The organism is Longispora fulva, assembly GCF_015751905.1.
GTDB classification, from domain to species: domain Bacteria; phylum Actinomycetota; class Actinomycetes; order Mycobacteriales; family Micromonosporaceae; genus Longispora; species Longispora fulva.
On the sequence record NZ_JADOUF010000001.1, the window covers coordinates 183,153 to 201,463 of the forward strand.

At 70.8% G+C, this 18,311-nt stretch carries 23 protein-coding genes; 21 read left to right on the forward strand and 2 right to left on the reverse strand.

Going from position 1 to position 18,311, the window contains the following annotated elements:
* Nucleotides 1–26 precede the first annotated feature (26 nt).
* The 10 genes from IW245_RS00830 to IW245_RS00875 all read left to right on the forward strand — a co-directional run bounded on the left by IW245_RS00830 (nt 27) and on the right by IW245_RS00875 (nt 7,481).
* On the forward strand, nt 27–1,544 hold the full coding sequence (locus IW245_RS00830) for an APC family permease (protein ID WP_197001271.1): 1,518 nt from the start codon (nt 27–29) through the stop codon (nt 1,542–1,544).
* A gap of 11 nt (nt 1,545–1,555) precedes the next feature.
* Nucleotides 1,556–2,161, forward strand: a complete 606-nt coding sequence (locus IW245_RS00835) for a GNAT family N-acetyltransferase (protein WP_197001272.1) — start codon at nt 1,556–1,558, stop codon at nt 2,159–2,161.
* A 215-nt stretch (nt 2,162–2,376) separates the two neighbouring features.
* Nucleotides 2,377–2,631 carry a hypothetical protein gene (locus IW245_RS00840; RefSeq protein WP_197001273.1) on the forward strand — a complete coding sequence of 85 codons (255 nt, stop codon included), beginning with the start codon at nt 2,377–2,379 and terminating at the stop codon, nt 2,629–2,631.
* Nucleotides 2,628–3,326 (forward strand): hypothetical protein, encoded by a 699-nt coding sequence (locus tag IW245_RS00845; protein ID WP_197001274.1) that lies wholly within the window; start codon nt 2,628–2,630, stop codon nt 3,324–3,326. Before IW245_RS00840 ends, IW245_RS00845 begins: the two co-directional genes overlap by 4 nt.
* Before the next feature lie 264 nt (nt 3,327–3,590).
* Entirely contained in the window at nt 3,591–4,277 is a 687-nt protein-coding gene (locus IW245_RS00850) for a GGDEF domain-containing protein (RefSeq protein WP_197001275.1), read from the forward strand.
* Complete coding sequence (locus IW245_RS00855) at nt 4,274–4,621, forward strand: hypothetical protein (RefSeq protein WP_197001276.1); 348 nt, start codon at nt 4,274–4,276, stop codon at nt 4,619–4,621. The genes IW245_RS00850 and IW245_RS00855 overlap by 4 nt, the downstream gene beginning before the upstream one ends.
* Nucleotides 4,618–5,133, forward strand: a complete 516-nt coding sequence (locus IW245_RS00860) for a hypothetical protein (RefSeq protein ID WP_197001277.1) — start codon at nt 4,618–4,620, stop codon at nt 5,131–5,133. Before IW245_RS00855 ends, IW245_RS00860 begins: the two co-directional genes overlap by 4 nt.
* Entirely contained in the window at nt 5,130–5,882 is a 753-nt protein-coding gene (locus IW245_RS00865; protein WP_197001278.1) for an HAD family hydrolase, read from the forward strand. The genes IW245_RS00860 and IW245_RS00865 overlap by 4 nt, the downstream gene beginning before the upstream one ends.
* Nucleotides 5,879–6,373, forward strand: coding sequence for a hypothetical protein (locus tag IW245_RS00870; RefSeq protein ID WP_197001279.1), 495 nt, complete (start codon nt 5,879–5,881; stop codon nt 6,371–6,373). The genes IW245_RS00865 and IW245_RS00870 overlap by 4 nt, the downstream gene beginning before the upstream one ends.
* A gap of 325 nt (nt 6,374–6,698) precedes the next feature.
* The gene (locus tag IW245_RS00875; RefSeq protein WP_197001280.1) at nt 6,699–7,481 is read left to right on the forward strand and encodes an aminoglycoside adenylyltransferase domain-containing protein; all 783 of its coding nucleotides are present in this window, start codon (nt 6,699–6,701) and stop codon (nt 7,479–7,481) included.
* Nucleotides 7,482–7,549: 68 nt separating this feature from the next.
* Here IW245_RS00875 and IW245_RS00880 read toward each other — a convergent pair whose 3' ends face one another.
* Entirely contained in the window at nt 7,550–7,966 is a 417-nt protein-coding gene (locus tag IW245_RS00880; protein WP_197001281.1) for an Imm10 family immunity protein, read from the reverse strand.
* Between the two features lie 334 nt (nt 7,967–8,300).
* On the opposite strand from IW245_RS00880, the gene IW245_RS00885 reads away from it, so the two are divergent.
* The 8 genes from IW245_RS00885 to IW245_RS00920 all read left to right on the forward strand — a co-directional run bounded on the left by IW245_RS00885 (nt 8,301) and on the right by IW245_RS00920 (nt 14,980).
* The gene (locus IW245_RS00885) at nt 8,301–9,224 is read left to right on the forward strand and encodes a tyrosine-type recombinase/integrase (RefSeq protein ID WP_197001282.1); all 924 of its coding nucleotides are present in this window, start codon (nt 8,301–8,303) and stop codon (nt 9,222–9,224) included.
* A gap of 129 nt (nt 9,225–9,353) precedes the next feature.
* Nucleotides 9,354–10,193, forward strand: a complete 840-nt coding sequence (locus IW245_RS00890; protein WP_197001283.1) for a hypothetical protein — start codon at nt 9,354–9,356, stop codon at nt 10,191–10,193.
* 92 nt (nt 10,194–10,285) lie between these two features.
* Nucleotides 10,286–10,504 (forward strand): hypothetical protein, encoded by a 219-nt coding sequence (locus tag IW245_RS00895; protein ID WP_197001284.1) that lies wholly within the window; start codon nt 10,286–10,288, stop codon nt 10,502–10,504.
* A 262-nt stretch (nt 10,505–10,766) separates the two neighbouring features.
* Nucleotides 10,767–11,288: a MauE/DoxX family redox-associated membrane protein gene (locus tag IW245_RS00900; protein ID WP_197001285.1), complete on the forward strand. Its 522-nt coding sequence runs from the start codon at nt 10,767–10,769 to the stop codon at nt 11,286–11,288.
* A 10-nt stretch (nt 11,289–11,298) separates the two neighbouring features.
* Nucleotides 11,299–11,829 carry a TlpA family protein disulfide reductase gene (locus IW245_RS00905; protein WP_197001286.1) on the forward strand — a complete coding sequence of 177 codons (531 nt, stop codon included), beginning with the start codon at nt 11,299–11,301 and terminating at the stop codon, nt 11,827–11,829.
* On the forward strand, nt 11,826–13,649 hold the full coding sequence (locus IW245_RS00910; protein ID WP_197001287.1) for an ABC transporter ATP-binding protein: 1,824 nt from the start codon (nt 11,826–11,828) through the stop codon (nt 13,647–13,649). Before IW245_RS00905 ends, IW245_RS00910 begins: the two co-directional genes overlap by 4 nt.
* Complete coding sequence (locus IW245_RS00915) at nt 13,649–14,107, forward strand: S26 family signal peptidase (RefSeq protein ID WP_197001288.1); 459 nt, start codon at nt 13,649–13,651, stop codon at nt 14,105–14,107. Before IW245_RS00910 ends, IW245_RS00915 begins: the two co-directional genes overlap by 1 nt.
* A 78-nt stretch (nt 14,108–14,185) precedes the next feature.
* Nucleotides 14,186–14,980: a CPCC family cysteine-rich protein gene (locus tag IW245_RS00920; protein WP_197001289.1), complete on the forward strand. Its 795-nt coding sequence runs from the start codon at nt 14,186–14,188 to the stop codon at nt 14,978–14,980.
* 81 nt (nt 14,981–15,061) lie between these two features.
* On the opposite strand, the gene IW245_RS00925 is transcribed toward IW245_RS00920, so the two are convergent.
* The gene (locus IW245_RS00925) at nt 15,062–15,643 is read right to left on the reverse strand and encodes a hypothetical protein (protein ID WP_197001290.1); all 582 of its coding nucleotides are present in this window, start codon (nt 15,641–15,643) and stop codon (nt 15,062–15,064) included.
* A gap of 145 nt (nt 15,644–15,788) precedes the next feature.
* On the opposite strand from IW245_RS00925, the gene IW245_RS00930 reads away from it, so the two are divergent.
* The 3 genes from IW245_RS00930 to IW245_RS00940 all read left to right on the forward strand — a co-directional run bounded on the left by IW245_RS00930 (nt 15,789) and on the right by IW245_RS00940 (nt 18,225).
* Nucleotides 15,789–16,493: a VOC family protein gene (locus IW245_RS00930; protein ID WP_197001291.1), complete on the forward strand. Its 705-nt coding sequence runs from the start codon at nt 15,789–15,791 to the stop codon at nt 16,491–16,493.
* 201 nt (nt 16,494–16,694) lie between these two features.
* A complete protein-coding gene (locus tag IW245_RS00935) occupies nt 16,695–17,201 on the forward strand; it encodes a GNAT family N-acetyltransferase (protein WP_197001292.1) in 507 nt (168 codons plus the stop codon).
* Nucleotides 17,202–17,310: 109 nt separating this feature from the next.
* Nucleotides 17,311–18,225, forward strand: a complete 915-nt coding sequence (locus tag IW245_RS00940; RefSeq protein ID WP_197001293.1) for a DUF6891 domain-containing protein — start codon at nt 17,311–17,313, stop codon at nt 18,223–18,225.
* Nucleotides 18,226–18,311 lie beyond the last annotated feature (86 nt).

Genomic DNA, 18,311 nt, shown 5'->3' on the forward strand with positions numbered 1-18,311 from the left:
GCCCCCCTGACCGTGTGGAGTCCGTCGTGCCTGTGAGTACCAGCCCGCCCTCATCCAGCCCGACCAGGTCCAACCTGGTCGCTGACGCGCTGCGCCGCGACAGCGTAGGAACGCGGTCGTTGCTGTCGTTTGTGTTCTCGGCCGCCGCGCCGCTGACGGTGGTCGCCGGTGTCATGACTATTGGCTACGCAGCGACCGGCGTGCAGGCGTTCCCGCTTGTGTTCCTGCTGGTCGGTGCCGCGCTGTTGCTGTTTGTGCCGGGCTATCTGGCGATGGCGCGTCGGCTGCCGAACGCCGGTGCGTTCTACGCCTACATCGCGGCCGGCATGGGCCGGGTACCTGCGGTGGGTGTGGCATGGATATCCCTGGCTTCCTACTTCTTCGTGCAGATGGCCGCCTACGGGGCGATCGGCTCGGCGGTGTCGCCGCTGCTGGACGCCTGGTGGGGCTGGTCCCCGCCGTGGTGGGCGGTGGCGTGGGCCTGCTGGGCCGTGGTCGGGGTGCTGGGCGTGCGGCGGATCGAGATCTCCGGCCGGGTCCTCGCCCTTCTCGGGGCCGCCGAGGTCGCCGTCGTCCTGATCTTCGACGCAGCGAACCTGCTGCCGGCCTCGCATCCGGGCCGTCCGGTCGAGCTGGCCGCCAACTTTCACCCGGCGGGCCTGGCCTCGGCCGGTGTGGGTGCGGCCCTGGTGATGGCGGTGCTGGCGTTCAGCGGTGTCGAGCAGGCGGCCGTGTTCGTAGAGGAGGCCCGGGCCCGGACCGTCGCCCGGGCGACGTACCTGGCGGTGGTCGCCATCGCCGTCATCTACGCGTTCAGCGCCTGGACGATGACGATCCCGCTAGGCCCGGCGGCGACGATCACGGCTGCTGGGCGTCTGGGCCCGGACCTGGTGTTTGGCAACGCCGCCGGGCAACTGGGCACGGGCTGGGCGACCGCAGGGCAGGTGCTGTTCGCCACCAGCCTGCTGGCCGCGATGGTCGCGTTTCACAACACCGGGGCCCGCTACGCTTTCGCTCTCGGCCGCGAGCGGGTGCTGCCGGCCTGGTTGGGCAAGACCAGCCGCAGGTCCGGGTCACCGAAGTACGGCTCGCTCACCCAGACCGTGATCGCGTTCTTCGTCATCGCCGCCTACGCCGTCGCCGGCCTCGATCCGCTGACCAGCCTGTTCTACCTGGCCGGCGCGGCCGGCGGCTTCGGCATCCTCGTCCTGCTGGCGGCGACCTCGGTCGCGGTAGTCATCTACTTCGCCCGCGCCGAGCCCGCAGGGCGGCCGTCGGTGTGGATGCGGCTGATCGCCCCGGGGTTGGCCGCCGTGGCCCTGACCGTCATGGTCGCCCTCGCCCTGCGCAACTTCGCCAGCGTCCTAGGCGTGCCCGAGACCTCGCCGCTGCGGTGGCTGATCCCCGCCAGTCTGGCCGGCCTCGCAGCCTCCGGCTGCGCCTGGGCCCTGATCCTGCGCACCACCCGGCCCGCCGTGTTCCGGGCCATCGGGCGGGGCGTGCACAGCAACACCCCCTTCACCCCGGCGACCGACCGCTTCTAAGGAGACCCGTCATGAACCCACCTCGCACCACCGCCGTTGACATCACCCGCGCCGCCCCCACCGACACTGCGGCGATCGCCGCCGTCATCGCCAAGGCGTTCAACCCGCTGGCTGTCATCGATTGGCTGATCCCCGACGACGAGCAGCGGGCTGCCCGGCTGCCCGGCTACTTCGAGATCCTCGTCGAGCACGCCGCCGCGCAAGGGTACATCCACATCGCAGGCGACCTGGCCGGTGTGGCCGTGTGGATGCCGCGCACCGGCTCGGTCCCGGACATCACCGACTACCCGTCCCGCCTCGCCGCCGCCGTCGGCGACAACCTGCCGCGCTTCGAGATCCTCGACGAGGCGTTCGACCGCCACCACCCGGCCAGCCCCCACGACCACCTCGCGCTGCTGGCGGTCCGGCCGGACATGCAGCGCCAGGGCATCGGCGGGCAGCTCCTCGCCCACGGCCTGTCCCACCTCGACGACGTCGGAGCCGCCGCCTACCTGGAGGCGTGCGACCTCGACAGCCGCAAGTTGTACGGCGAGCACGGCTTCACCGACCTCGGCGACCCGATGCTGCTGCCGGACGGACCGAGCCTGTACCCGATGTGGCGGCCCAGCCAGGCCTGAGCGGCTCTCAGACACCGGCGGGGCCGTGCCCTTCCTGGGACCGGAGGACACGGCCCCGCCGGCACCACCCGAGCGCCAGGTGGACGTCGCCACGCCCGAGCAGTGCCCTAAGTGCTGCAGGGGCGCCTGGTCTCCTCGCCGCGAGATCTCACTCCGAACCGCTGCCGCGCATCGAATTGGGCCCGGTCCCCGGACCGACAAGAAAGGAACGCGCCATGACCACCGCAGCGCACGTTGATGCCGTCACCGACCCGCTCCTAGCGGCTACCGCGAGCCGCCTGGCCCGGAGCCATCGCCGACACGGCGATGACCTGGACCGGTGCATGGCGGGCTGCGGTGAGCGGTGGCCGTGCACCAGGGCACGGACGGCCGACCGTGCCGCCGTCGCGGCGCGGGGGCCGTGGCACAAGGCGTGGACGATTCGCCACGACCTGGCCGCCGCCGGGGTCCCGCTGGGGGCTGTGTGGTGACCGGCGAGGACGTGGTGATCGGCTGGAGCGCGACCGCGGACCTGGTCGTACCGCCTGGCCCGGGAGTCGGCGTAGCCATGGCGGGGTACGGGGCGCCCGGCGGTCCTGGGATCGGCCGGATCGGCCGGGTCCGGGTGGGCTGGCTGCCCGGGGAAGCGATGGATACGGCGGTGCGCCTGGCCCGGCCGGGTGCGGCGCGCGGGACCGTCCTGGCGGTGGTGGTCGCACCCCGGGAAGTGTCGGTGCACCCTGACTGGATCGCCGCCGCCCTCGCTCTCGGCGTCGCGTTCCAGACCGCCGATCCCCAGCCTCGGGCGTTGGTGATGTCCGCGTCCGCGCCGCTTCCACCCGACCGGTGGGTGCGGGTGCCGCATCTGGTCACCATCTCCACCGGCAATCGGCCCCGAGACCGGGTGGTGTGGGAGCTGCTTCCCGCACGGGTCGCCAACGAACGGATGGCTGCCGACCTGCTGCCCGCAGCACCGGTCCGGGACCAGCTCGAGAGATACCTGCACGCCCTCCTCGAGCTTCGGGCCAGGCTCCGCACCGGGCAGATCACCAACGACGTCGAGCACGAACTGGCCGTGCTGATGCGCGGCGAGGCACTGACCATGCCGGCCGTGTACCGGCACGTGAACGAGATCCTCGCCCTGCTCACCACCACTGAGGTCCACGAAGCTACCCCCGAACGCTGACCGCCCACCTCTCCGGCGGGCGGACCTCGGCCGCACCCCCTACCTGACTTTTCTGGACGACGCCTCATCTGCCGGGACCGGCGTCGTCGGCGACACCTGCGGCCCAGGCCCGTGTGCCCCGGGTGTCGCCCGGCCCGCGCTCCGCGCGCTCACGCGGGGCGCGGGCGGCCGGCCGGCGGACCCCAAGCACCCGCCGGCCGGCCACCGGCCAACCGTTCTGACTGTTCGTTCGCGCGGGAGCAACTTCTGGAAGGAGGTGTCGCGATGCAGGCACTGGTCACCGTGGCCGGGTGGGGGATCGCCGCCGCCCTGGGTGTGTGCTGCCTGCGGCAGGCCGCCCGCACCCGCGCCGCCCGCTACGCGACCCTGCACGACGCACGCACCGGCCTCCTCAACGCCGACGGCTGGGAACACACCGCCGGCGCGGCCGTGCAGACCAGCGCGGGTCGACGGTGGGTGGTCATCGCCGCCGACGGCGACGACTTCAAGGCGGTCAACGACACCCTCGGGCACGCCGTCGGACACAGGGTGCTGGCCGAGTACGCCCGCAGACTCGCCGAGTTCGCACCTCGCGGGAGCGTCGTGGCCCGCACCGGCGGCGACGAGTTCGCGCTCCTGCTGCCCTGCCCGCGCCACGCCACCGACAGCACCTGGCTGGACCCGACGCTCACCGCTCTGCACCACCGGCTGCGCCGGCCGTTCGCCGTCGACGGGACACCGGTCGCGATGAGCATGTCCCTCGGCGCAGCCATCGTCACCGGACACCTGCCCCTCGACCAGGTCCTCGACGCCGCCGACCACGCCATGTACGGGTGCAAACGCAGCGGCATCCCCCAGATCGCGGCACTCGACGCCCGGGCCCCGGCCCGCAGGCGCGGCGACCACACCCGCGACGTCAAACACCACCCACACCCGGCCGCCGCGGCCTGGTACCTGAGGAAGGCCGCATGAACAACATCCGCCTCGCGACCGGCGCGTCGCAGCTGCTGACAGGAACGTCGCGAGTTGCCAACCGCGCATTGTCGTGGGCGCCGCAGGCCGATGCCGCTACCCAGCAGGTGCTGGTCGGTCTCGGCGCGGTACGGGCTATCTGCCAAAAGCTGTCGGCACACCACCCCGACCCGGACGGCCGCACCGCCGCCGCGGACGCCGACCGGCTGCTGGGCGGCCTCGTCGACGAGGTGGTCAGCACTCGCCGGACCCTGCGTGCCCGCCGGATCGCAGTGCAGTGGGTGGTCGCCAGCGTCTGCTGGGTCCTGGCTCCCGACGGCGACATGGCTGGCGGTGCCCAGTGAGCGGGCTGCTTGCCGCCGCCGCCGTCGCGGTGGCGGGGCTGGTGGTCTGGGCGCTGTGGAAGGCGTTGGCGACCAGCCGTGTGGATCGCCAACGTGCCCGGACCGAACACCTCAACCGGGTCCGGCAGCACAGGCTCATCCTCGCCGCCGCGATCAGCGTCCCGGCCATCATCGGGCTGTTCGTGGCCTGGCACTTCGCAGGCTCGCCCACCCCGCGCGTTACCGAAGCCGCCGGTGCCACCAAGGCCGCCGAGTCAGACGTTGCGGGGTGTCAGGCCCGCAACACCGGGCAACTGGTCCTGCGGCGCACCTCGCCGACGACGATCACCTGGACGTACACGGCCCGGGGCGAGGCCGGGGGAGCTGACCGGCTGTCGGTGCTCGTCGACCACCGACGCGCCGACTCCGTCTCCGCCCCGTCCGGCACCCTGACGGTGGGCGAGGCACCGGTCACGGTCACCGTCGAGGGCACCGGGCCCGGAGGGCGTGTGCACGCGACATGCACCGGATGAACATCCCACCGGACGGAGTGCTGCTGTTGGTCGGGGTGGAGGGGTTACTGGTCACCGACACCGACCTCGTGCAGCACGCCGCCCGCGCGGCCACCCGCACCGTCACCGGCCGCGACCCCGGCGACCTTGGCCCCCGGGCCGGGCGGACCTGCTGGGACGTGGCGATCACCGCCCTGACCGCCACCGGCCGCACCCCGCAAGAAGCCCACGTCCTGGTGCCCGAGCACCTGGCCGCCTGCTACCGGGAGCTACGCGAGGAGGCCATCGCCGCCCACCCCACCTTCGACCCGCTCCCCGGAGCCGGAGACTTCCTGGCCCGGGCCCGACACGCTGGGGCGACGGTCGGACTGTGCACCGGCCTGTCCTACCAGCTGGCCCTGAACCTGCTGTCCCGCACCGGATTGGATGAGCATGTGGACTGGCGGGTCAGCGCGTTCGGCGACGACCAGCCCGACCGCGCCCAGCTGATCGAACTCGCCCGCCACCGCGCCGGCAACGGCACCCACCCGCGGCCCGCCGACCGGACCATCGTCGTCAGCAGCCACGCTCGCGGCATCCATGCCGCCCGCGCGGCAGGCGTCCCTGCGGTGGTCGTGACCGACGCACGCTCACTGCACATGTCGCTCGCCGACCTGCATCTGGCCGACCTGACCGACCACGCCGTCATCGACCAAGTCCTCACCCTGGGCCGCATCGGTTCTGGCGGCGTGCACGACCACGACACACTCACCACTAGGGCCCGACCATGAGACTGCCCGGCCCCGCGCGCCTGTCCGCGACAGCCGCGATCGCCCTCGTGCTGCTCGCCGGGTGCGACGGCACCGGCAACGAGGTACTACCCACCGGCAACCAAGCTGAGGCCAGCCAGCAGGTCCAGAGCTACTTCCGTGGTCTGGCGGCTATCGTCGCCGGCCAGGGACGTGGCCGACAGGTCGGCCTCGGCCCCGCCCCGTGCGAGGGCCGCAAAGGCGAGACTGCCGCCGACGACCGGTACTACATCCAGGGCACCTACGACCTGCCCTTCGCAGCCGACCGCGACCAGCAAGCGGTGTTCCAGCTACTGGAGACCTCCTGGAAGGCCGAGGGCTACGAGTTCACCGAACCGCTCGACAGACTGCCCAGCGGCGACTGGACACTGACCGTCCGAAACCCGACGGACGGCTACAAGATCTCCGTGACCGGGTACGACCACATCCTGCGGGCCCTGATCTTCTCACCCTGCTACCTGCCGCCCGCTTAAGCAGACCTGGTGGACCTGTGCTGCGCGCCCCCTTCCGTCGACCCGGTCCGGCATGGGGTGCGTTGTGATTGAGCGCTTCAGTTGGCCAGTTGAGCAGGTTGTTGTCCAGCCCGCAGTTCGTTGTGACAAAGCGTTGCGCCTGGACCGCCGTGTCGGGGTTCGGTGGACAAATGGGGTTGGCCGCTACCCATGGGCGCGGTTAACCTACGCCGGTGACATGTTGCTGCTTCGCCGCCACCCGGACCCGCCGCGCCTAGCGCGGCCAGGTCTCACACCTCCGCCGCGCCCGTATGCCCAACTCCTCTTACGGGTCGGAGAATCCCGCATGTTCACCCCTTTCGAAGAACTCAACACCCTCCTGGCCGAACTCACCGGGTCGGTCCGAGACATCTTTGGTGACACCTTCGTCGGCGCCTACCTTCAGGGCTCCTTCGCGCTGAACGCCGGGGACGTCAACAGCGACTGCGACTTCATCATCGCGACCACGACGTTGCCCACCGGCCCGGCCGAAGACCAACTGCGCCGGCTGCACGACGAGATCCCGACCCGCGAGGGCTTCTGGACGCGACACCTGGAAGGGTCCTACGCCGATGTCACATCGTTGCGAGGCATCGAAGGGCTCGGCGTGCCCTGGCTGTTCTGCGACCACGGCCACCGCGAGCTGATCTGGGACACCCACTGCAACACCCTGCACACCCGATGGATCCTGCGCCACCACGGCATCACCCTGGCCGGGCCACCGATCGCCGACCTCGTCGACGAGGTACCCCCACAGGCGATCCGCGACGCGATGCGCGTGGCGCTGCCCGAGCTCATGGCCGGCCTGCGGACCTGGGCTCCGTTCGACACCGCCTGGGCCCAGCGCTACACGGTGTCGGCCTACTGCCGAGTCCTGTACACACTGGCCACGGCAGGGGTGACGTCCAAACGAGGCGCGGCCGAATGGGCCCGCGACCATCTCGATCCGAGGTGGCGCCCGCTGCTGACCCAGGTGATCGAAGACCGGGCCCGCGGCTGGGATCCCCACGACCCGCCGCGGCCCGGCAGCCTCGAAGCGACGTATGAGTTCGCCGCCTACGCGGAATCACTCGGCTGGCCAGCGCCTTAGTGGCTGCGACATTTGCTACTGGGCTCTGGCCCGTAAAGCGTGATAGATGTTCTTGGATCGGATTGCGGTCAGAGGTCCATGACGGCGGGGGTGGCGTCCGTGCGGCCGTAGGTGAGGATGTACCGCAGTGCGAGGCGGAGCTGCTCGAGGGCGTGTTCGTCAATGTGGTGGAGGGAGGCTTCGATCTCTGTGTCGTTGAGGCCGAGGGGCTCCTGGGCGTGCGGGGCGATGACGACCCGGAGTACTCGGTTCCGAAGGGCGACTTCGGTGACGCAGCCGTATGCGGATTTCTGGCCGTGGGTGATCAGGCAGTAGGTGTCTTCGCCTTCGGCTGCGTCGCGTTCATCTGGTGTGGACAGGGAGGCTTCGAAGTAGAGCGTGAAGCGGCTCTTGTCGTCGGTTTCGGAGACGATCGCGGACACACGGTCGTATCCGGTGACGTTGTTGTCCACCCATGTCGAGTGGGCCGTGAACCTGATCGTCATTCCTGTAGCCAAGCACAGAGGCGCGCTGGACGAGGTTCGGGGTTCAGCGGGCGAGGAGGACTCGCTTGCGGAGCAGGGCGAACCCGGCCCGGCCGTACATTTGTCGCTTAAGCATCTTAAAAGTTACGTGGAATCTGGCGCCCCGGAGGTGATCTCATCTCCGGGGCGTCGCCACGGACTTGGGAGATGTGTTGGGCAGCGAGTTGGTGCTGGAGAAGTGGCCGGTCCTTGGCCGGCATGAGCGGGCGGTCGGCTGGTTGCGGGTGTGGGTGGATCGGGGCGGGCGCCGCGGACGATCGATGCGTACGCTCGCGGGCTGGCCGAGTTTCTGGAGATGTGTGACCGGGACGGCCTCGACCCGGTGACGGCGACCCGGGCCGATGTCGCGAGGTACGTGTGGGAGTTGACGTCGCGGCCGAGTCGGCGGGGCGGGAATGTCGTGGCGCTCGATTCGGGCGTGGGGTTGGCGAACGCGACGTTGCAGCAACGGTTGGTGCCGGTCCGGTTGCTCTACGACTTCCTGATCGAGGAGGGGCTGCGGGAGTCCAACCCGGTCGGGCGGGGCCGCTACACGCCGGGCCGGCGCCTCGGCGGCCAGCAGCGGGGTCTGGTGCCGCGGTTGACGAAGTTGCCATGGATCCCGAGCGAGCAGCAGTGGTTGGACGTGCTTGCGGTGGCTGCGGGCGAGCCGCCTCGGAACCGGTTGATGCTGGCCCTGGCCTACGACGCGGCGCTGCGACGGGAGGAGCTGTGCTCGCTGCGGACCGATGACCTGGACCCGGGACACCGGACGCTGCGGGTGAGGGCGGAGACGACGAAGAACCGGCTCGAACGGGTCGTGCCGTACTCGGCACCGACAGGGGTGTTGCTGTCGGGCTATCTTGCGCACCGGGCGACGATCAGCAGGGCACGGGGACCGTTGTTCTTGTCGGAGTCGCGCCGCAACCACGGGAAGCCGTTGAGTCTGTGGACCTGGTCGAAGGTGATCCGTCGGATCGCGCTGGCCGCAGGTGTTCCCCGGTTCGCCACGCACACCACACGGCATCTGTGTCTAACCGATCTGGCTCGGATGGGCTGGGAACTGCACGCCATCGCGACCTTCGCCGGGCACCGGTCGACAGAGTCGACACTGCGTTACATCCACCTGTCCGGGCGGGACCTAGCCGACAAACTGGCCCGGGGCATGGAACACATCCACGCCTGGCGGATCCGAATGCTCACCGAGACGGCCACGACGGCGACGGAGGTGTCCCGATGAATGGGATGCCGCTGAGAAATGTTGCCAAGACTGGGGGATCAGTCCTGGCAGTGGCCGATCAACCCGGAAGACTACGACACCCGGGCACTGGTCCCCGACACCGAGCGGGAGGCCGTCGCCGAGCTCGGCGTGGTCAACCTGCGGCGACTGCGCCGCCACGATCCGATCGCCCCGGGCTGGTCGGTGATCGGCCGGCTGCTGCGGCCTCTGGACGCGGTCAACGCCGCGTTGGACTCCCCACCGACCACCCACCGCCGCCGGGCGATGGACGACGCTGTCGCCGTGATCGTGTTGCGCTGCGCGAGAGTCGGCCGCTCGTATTGGGGCTGGACGGCTAAAGAGTGGGCGGAGGTGATCGGCGCCGACCAGCCGGGCTTTCGTCACAGCGCACCCGCCTGGGCCGACGATGCCGTCCGGCCGTACTTGTCGGCGCAGGCATACCTGCTCGGCGGGTTCAACGAGTTTCACCGCCTCGGCAGCTTCGGCCGGCTCACCCTGGCCTGGCGGGTCTTCGGACGCGACAGGGTGGACGCGGAGATCGGTCGGATCCGGGAGGTGCTCGCCGAGTGGGGCTACCGGCTCGGCCGCGACGACGACCAACTGCTGCCGATGGTGGTCTGCCAGGTGTTCCTCCTCAACCGCAGCCCCCGCCTTGAGGATCTGTCCACCGAGCTGTTCGAGCGGATCCGGAGGGAGAAGCCCCTTCACGAACACCCGCTTGACCACGACCCCGGCCAGGTGCGGCAGCAAGCCGCGAACACTGTCCAATCCAGACACTTAGGATCAACGACCAATGCGGCTTCACGAAATTTGGGACTGAGCCAGTATCAGGCGTCCGATGGCACGCCGATCGTGTCAAGGGCCGCTTCACCCCGACTTGGCTCCGAACCACCACGGCCACCCGAGTGGCGCCCCGTGACGCGGGCACGTCCGCCACCGACGGCCGCGCGACCTCCGTACCTGCCATGAAGTCGAGATGAATGCGAACGGAAGTCGGCCGCTTCTATGTTTCCGGGGCGGGCGGCACCCGTCCGCTGAACACATCCGAGGGAGATCCGCACATGCGCCTGATCGACCGAATCCTGGGGCTCGCCGCCACGAAGGCCGTGGCCAGCGCGTCCTGCCAGATGGAGTACTGGACCGAGTACGGGATCACCCGGTGCAACTACGCGACCCACATCATGGAGCGCGCCGTACGCACCTGTCAGACGATGGGCAACTGCACCGTCCAGTGCAGCGCCTGGGGCTGGACGTGCGCCACGCCCGGCGCGTCGTGCTGAGCGCCCCGATGTTGAATCGCCTGTTCCGCAGGATAGTGCCGCAGGTCACCGCGAGCGCGTCCTGCCCCCTCGAGTTCTACACCGAGGATCGGGGGGTCTGCGTCCTTGGCCTGACCAACATCTATCGGCGCAACTGCCAGACGATGGGCAACTGCACAGTCCAGTGCGGTGCCTGGTACGGGGTGCTCTGTACCAACATTCCGTGCTGAACCGTCGTGGGAGCGGGCCTACCCGCTCCCACGACACCGCCGAGGGGAACCCGATGGTCTTCACGTGTGTCACCCTCCGGGCCCTGCTGGTCGGGGTGCTGGCGCTGGCCGCGATCGGCAAGCTGCGGTCGCGGGACCGGCTGCGCGCGTTCGCCGCCTCGGTGGCCGCCCTGGGGCGGATCCCACCCGGCGCGGCCGGCGTCCTGTCCCCGCTCGTGCCGTGCGCCGAACTCGCCACCGCCGGCCTCATCGCCTGGCCGCCGACGGCCAGGCTGGGCTGCGCGGCGGCCCTGGCCATGCTGGCCGGTTTCACCGTCGTCCTCGCCGGCACCCTCGCGCGCGGGAGTCCGGCCCCGTGCAACTGCTTCGGCGGGTCCGCGGAGCCGGTGCGCGCCGGGCACCTCGCCCGCAACGGCCTCCTGCTCCTGGCCGCCGGGAGCGGACTCCTGTTGTCCGACGCCGCGCCCGTTCCGGCCGTCGCCGGGGTCCTCGTGCTGGGGCTGGCTCTGGGAACCGGGGCCGCCTTCCTGGTCAGCCGCTGGGACGACCTCCACCGCCTGCTCACCACCCACTGAAGGATGAAACATGACTTCCGTGCTACTCGCCGCCGGAACGGCCCTGACCGCGATGTGCGTCCTCAACCTCTGGCTGACCCTGCGCCTCGCCGCCGTGGTCCGGGATCGCCTGGCCGCTCCGGGCGCGACGCCCCCCGCGTCGAAGCCCGCCGGCACCGCGTTGCCGGCCTTCGACGCGACCACCACAGCCGGCCGGCCCGTGTCCGGCGCGGAGCTGTCCAGCGGTGAGGTCGCGATCGGGATGTTCACCTCGACCTGCCCCCCGTGCGTGGCGAGCCTGCCCCCGTTCCGCGAACTGGCCGCCCGGCTCGCCGCCGCCGGCGGCCGGGCGCTCGCCGTCGTGGTGGACGATCACGAATCGGCTCCCCAGACCGCCGCCCAGCTGGCCGAGGTCTGCGACACGGTCCTGGTCGCCAGCACCGGCCCGCTGCTGCAGGCATTCGGGATCAGCGCCTTCCCCACATTCGAGCACTACTCCGACGGCGGCCTCGTCGTCTCCTCGCACACCGTCGAGGACCTGCCGCGGCCGGTACCCGCATGAGCGCCGCCCCCCGCGCACTGTTGACCCGGGCGCGCGCGGCGACCGGCCTGTGCGTGTCGACCAGCCCCGTGCTCGTCGGGTACTTCCTGGCGCTCGCCCTGGTCACGGGCGCGGTCCCGGTCGCGATCGCCTGGATCACCGGTGTCCTGCTGGACCGGCTGACCGGACCGACGGCCGGTCCGGTGACCTGGCCGGTGTGCGGGCTGGCGGCGCTCAGCCTGACCGCTGTGCTCACGCAGCAGGCCGAGCGGTACACCGAGGCCCAGCTCCGGCGGACGACCAGCGCCGCCGCCCAGGACCGGCTCTTCGCCAAGGTCAACGCGTTCACCGGACTGGACCGGCTGGAGAGCCCCCGGTTCTTCGACCAGCTCCGGATGGCTCAGCAGGCCGGGGCCACCGCGCCACAGGACCTGTTGGAGGGCTCGGTCAGCCTGATCCGGTCCGGCATGCTCCTGGCCGGATTCCTCACGGCGCTGTGCGCGTTGTGGCCGCCCATCGCCGTTCCGGCGGTGCTGGCAGCGCTGCCCGTCGTGTACGCGGAGCTGCGGATGGCCCGGACCCGCGCGGACCTGACGGTCAGCCTGTCCCCGACCATCCGGCGCCGGTCCTTCTACCAGATGCTGCTCACCGACCGCACCGCCGCGCAGGAGATCCGGCTGTTCGGCACGGGCGGCTTCCTGAGCGCCCGGATGTCGGACGTCACACGCCGGGCAATGGCCGCGGAGAACTCCGTGGACCTGCGGATCGCCCGGCTGCACGGCCTCCTGGGCCTGGTCGCCTGCGTCGTGACCGGCGCGGGACTGCTGGCCGCGGCGGACCGGGCCAGGACCGGGCGGCTCACGCCCGGCGACGTCGTCGTGTTCATCGCGGCCGTGGCTGGGGTACAGGCCGGCATGGCCCAGCTCGCGGCGGCCGGGGCCCGCGGCTACCAGGCGCTCCTGCTGTTCGGCAGCTACCAGGAGGTGATCGGCGCGGCCGACGCCCTGACCCCGGGCGTACTCCCTCCGGGGCGCCTGCGCCGCGGGCTGGAGTTCCGCGACGTGTGGTTCCGGTACGACGAGCACTCGCCGTGGGTGCTGCGCGGCCTGTCCTTTACTCTGCGGTACGGGGAGGCCACCGCCCTCGTGGGCCAGAACGGGGCCGGGAAGAGTACCGTCGTCAAACTGCTGTGCCGCTTCTACGATCCCAGCTGCGGTCAGATCCTCTGGGACGGCGTCGACCTGCGCGAACTGGACCCGGCGCTGCTCCGCGCCCGGGTCAGGGCGGTCTTCCAGGAGTTCGTCCGCTACGACCTCACCGCAGCCGAGAACATCGGGATGGGCGACCTGTCCGCGCTCACCGATCGGACCCGGATAACGCGGGCGGCGGCTCTCGCCCGGGCCGACGGCCCACTGGCCGCGCTCCCCGGCGGGTACGACACCATGCTCAGCCGGATCTACGACGCCGACCCCGAGGCGCGGGTACGCGACACCGCGACCCTGTCCGGAGGGCAGTGGCAGCGGGTGGCCCTGGCCAGGGCGCTCATGCTGGACGATCCCGACCTGCTGATCCTCGACGAGCCCAGCTCCGGCCTGGACGCGCGGGCCGAGCACGACATCCACACCACCCTGCGCACGCACCGTGCCGGGCGGACCAGCCTGCTCATCTCCCACCGGCTCAACACCCTGCGGGACGCCGACAAGATCCTCGTCCTGGACCAGGGCAGGATCACCGAAACCGGGCCGCATGCGGATCTGGTGGCGGCCGGCGGAACCTATGCTGGGCTCTTCGCGGTCCAGTCGGCCGGCTACCGGGACGAGCTGACGGCGGAGGTCGGCTGATGGCGGCCCTCCTGGCGGTGCTGCTTGCGGTGCTGGTCCTGGCCGGCCTGTGGGCGTTCCTGCGGACCCGCCTGATCCTGGTCACGGTCCAGGGCGGCAGCATGCTGCCCAGCCTGCGTCCCGGAGATCGGCTGCTCGTCCTCCGCCGGCCCGGCCATGTCCCGCGACCCGGGTCCGTGGTCCTGCTGACCCCGCCGACGACCGCGACAGAGGACGGCACGCGACTACGGGTGAAACGGCTGGCCGCCGGCCCCGGCGATCCGGTGCCGGCGACCCTGGCGGGGGTGGCCGGGCTCCGGGTGCCGGCGGGGCAGGTGCTGGTCACCGGCGACCATCCGCGCAGCGAGGACAGCCGCCGCTGGGGCCCGATACCGGCCCGGAGCCTGATCGGCACCTGTCACCGGATCGGCCGGACCCCACCGTCGCCGGCGGGTCACCGATCAGCGTCGCGTCGATGAGCCCGTCCGGCCGGGGTGTCCGTCGGGTCGACCGATATTGCAGGGACAGCCCGGTGAACATGGTGCAAGGTGAGCGGTGTGCCTCTGACCTACCCGTGCGTGTGCTGCGGCTATCTGACTCTGCAGTCACCGCCCGGTTCGCATGACATCTGCCCGATCTGCGGCTGGCAGGACGACCTTGTCCCACTCCGCTGGCCCGACCAAGCAGGCGGCGCGAACACGACCTCACTCATCCAGGCTCAACAGAACTACCGCGACATCGGGGCCAGCGACGAACAACAGTTGGGGCACGAACGCGCAGACCCGGCCGACTACGATCGCGCACCACACTGGCGGCCCATCAACCCCCGACGGGACCGCTTCGAACCTTCCGGCGCACAACTCGCCCCCTGGCCCGAGGATCGCACCGTCCTGTACTGGTGGCGCCACCGCGATCCCGCCGCCTGGCGCCGAGACGCCCCCGTCCCACTCACCGTCGATGACGACACCTCCCAGGCACTCCAGTTCGCCGAAGCCGTGCGGCAGATGACGTCCGCGGTCTCGCCCGCCGACCGCGACAACCTGTCCGGCATGGCCATGGACTTCGACTGCTACCTCTGGCACTGCCCAACGCTGGACACCGTCACCGTCACCGTCACCACCAGCAGCGATCCGGCCCGCCAGATCACGGCCGCCTGCACCGCCCACCGCTCCGCCAGTCCCGCACTCGTCGCCCAGGACCTACGCAACGTCTGGCTCAACTATCTCCGGTACCAGTACCGCGAAGCCCACCTGCTCCGCCAGACCGCCACCACCGTTGAACTCGACTGCATCACCCAGGCCAGCGAAGACACCTACTACATCACCGGCCTGATCACCGTAAGGTGGGAATGACAACCGAACGCGAATTCAGGCTTTCCGCCGTGCCTGCTGATGTGACGCTCTACCCGTAGCGACAACTGAGCTTCTTTGCTGTCAGCGCGGGTAGACGTGGCAGGTGATTCCCTCGTCGACGTAGCCGTGCCTGGCCACCGCAGTGTCCCGCTCGGCGGCCGAGATGATGTACAGGTGATCCCCGCTGACCGGGTTGTACGCCCGCAGCAGCGGCGTGGTGCCCGCGCGAGCCGTCGTGAACACGTGGCAGGCGATGCCTTCGTCCACGTAGCCGTGCTGGGCGATCGCGTTGTCTCGCTCGGCGACCGAGGTGGTGAAGAGGTGGTCGCCGGTGGCAGGGTTGTACGCCCGCAGCAGCGCCGTCGTGCTCGCGCCGGGCGCCTCGAATACGCGACAGGCCACGCCCTCGTCCGCGTAGCCGAACTTCGCGACCGCACTGTCCCGCTCGGCGGCCGAGGTGGTGTAGAGGTGATCCCCGCTGCCGGGGCTGTACACCCGCAGCAGTTCCGTCGAGGTGGCTCTCGTCGCCGGCGGCCTGCTGTGGGGTGCCGGGGTGTCCGTGGCGGGTGGGTTGGACGGCTGAGTCCCCATGGCCGTGTTCACGTGCGGCTTCACCGGATACGGCACCGAGGGCACGGTCTCCACCTCCACATCGGACAGCATTCACCATCATGCATACGCGCGTCTTCGGGTACCGGCAACGACCCGCCGGATCGACTATGCGACACGGCAGCGATTCCCGGAGGACCGCCTGGCAGCACCAGCGAAATCGATGGCGGCGCTGGCCGGGTTCACCTACCGTGCGGGCATGGCCGTACAACTGCTGGCAGTGACCTATGACGCCGACGATCCCGCGCGGCTGGCTCGATTCTGGGGCGGCATGCTGCGCCGGGACACGGTCGCCGACGCCGATGGTCTGCTGCTGCCAGGCACACCGACCCAGGTCGGCCTTCGGTTCACCCCTGGCCGACCGGATCAGGCGCACCTCAACCGGCTGCATCTGCACCTGACCAGCGCCAGCCTCGACCATCAGCAGGACGCGGTGGCCGCGGCGCTGGCGATCGGGGCCAGGCATGTCGACGTCGGCCAGCAGCCCGAAGATGGTCACATCGTCCTGGCTGACCCGGGCGGCAACTTCTTCTGCGTCATCGAACCCGACAACACGTTCCTGGCCGGCTGTGGCTTCCTGGCCGAACTCGCCTGCGACGGTACCCGACAGGTGGGCCTGTTCTGGAGTGACGCGCTCGGCTGGCCGCTGGTGTGGGACGACAACGAGGAGACGGCCGTCCAGTCGCCGCACGGCGGGTCGAAGGTCGCCTGGGGCGGGCCGCCCGTCGCGGCGAAACTCGTCCGCAACACACAGCGTTTCCTGCTCGGCGTGACCGACACCGACCTGGGCACCGAGATCGACCGGCTGGTGTCACTCGGCGCGACCCTGAACTCGATGACCGGCGACGACTCCGCGGAGCTGGCCGACCCGGACGGCAACGAGTTCGACCTGCGGCAGAACTGACCGGTCACCGCCCCTGACGACACGTGTTCCTCCACCGGAGAAAAAATGGGAAGCGGGTTCCGGCCACGATGCCACAGGCCGAACCCGGGCCACGGCGCTGGGAGGCTGAGCGAACGCGGCACCCTCGGGACGAGAACCGCTCAGCGTCCTGAACTGGGAAAACGCCTTGCGGTCGCCGGCATGACCGCGTACAACAGCGCAATGGCAGAGATCATCATCAGGCGGGTCACCCCCAGCGACGCGGCTGCCGTCCGGGCGCTGCGGCTCGAGGCACTGGCCACCGCGCCGCTGGCGTTCGGCAGCACCCTGGCCGAGGTGCAGGCCCGGCCGGTTGAGTTCTGGACCGAGCAGATCGCGAAGAACTCCACGGGCGGCGAGGTCTCCCAGTTCCTCGCGGTCGCCGACGGCCGGCTGCTCGGCTCCGTGATCGGCTCCGCCGAGGGCGACCTGACCTTCATCTACGGGGTCTACGTCCGGCCCGAGGCCCGGGGTCTGGGCCTGCTCGACCGGCTCACCGAAGCGGTCGCCGCCTGGTCCGTCGAGCACGGCCGCACGGAGCTCCGGCTGGACGTCGGCACCCACAACCAGCCCGCCGTCAACGCCTACCGCCGGCTCGGCTTCACCGAGACCGGTCACACCGCGCCGTACGAGCACGGCGAGGGCCTGACCGAGCTGGACGAGATGGAGATGTCGAAGGTCCTGGCCTAATCCACCAGGAAGAAGGCGGACCCGCAACGTCCCAACCTCCGGATCGGTGCCGGCGAAGGCCGTCTGGCTCAGAGCGGGCCGGGGCTCGAGGATGTGTCAGACTCAGCGCGTGTTGGAGATCGTGGTGGAGACGGAGAGCGGGGACCGGCACGTTCGGCCGTCCGCCGCGGCGGTGGCTGAGCTCATCCGGCGTATCGGCGGCAGCGGTGACCGTTTCCTGGTGGCGCAGCGGATACCGGACCTGCCTGACGTGTTCGCACAGGTCTGGCACGAGGCGGACGCCGACTACACGATGGAATACCGCGACGGTGGCGCCGACCGGCACTTCCAGACGGACGTCAACGAGCCCGAGGCCGTGATCACGGCACTGGTCGGCTGGGCCGGCGGGCGGGCCGGCTGGGACGCCGGTGTCACCTGGTCGCCCGTCGAGATGGAGCCGGCTCCCGAGGTGCCGCCGCTCGACCTAGGCGAAGAGGAGCGTCGCGCGCTGGAGACGCGGGTACGCGAAGTGCTGGTCGGCGGCTACGCCACCCGGTCCGAACTCGCAGAACTCGCCGAGGACTACCTGGTCACGAAGGATCGTCGGCCCGTCTCGCCCGAGCAGGCCCGGGCGCTGGTCGACCGGATGTGGTTGGAGCGCGTCGCCGAGCAGGCCGGCTGGCGGGGCGAGACCGACCCGGATCGGCTGACCCGCGCGTTCACCGCCCTGCGGCAGGCCGGCGTCACGGCCCGGGAGAACTTCACCTGCTGCCGTAGCTGCGGGCACGCCGAGATCGGCGCCGAAGCGGAGCCCGGCGCGCGCGGCTTCGTCTACTTCCACGCGCAGTGCACCGACGCCGCGACGGCCGGACGCGGACTGACACTCCTCTACGGCGGCTTCGACGATGCGTCCGACACGACGGTGGCGATCGGCCGCGAGGTCGTGGCCGCGCTGGAGAAGACGGGCCTGCACGTCGACTGGGACGGCGACGCCGGCAGGGCCATCACCGTCGCCGTGGACTGGTGCCGCCGCTTGCAGGGCTGACAGCGGCATTCTCAGCCCGTTGGTACGAGCGGGCGGACAACCGGGCCGTCACTGCGCGGCAGGCCTCTCCCGTCGCCCAGGCATCG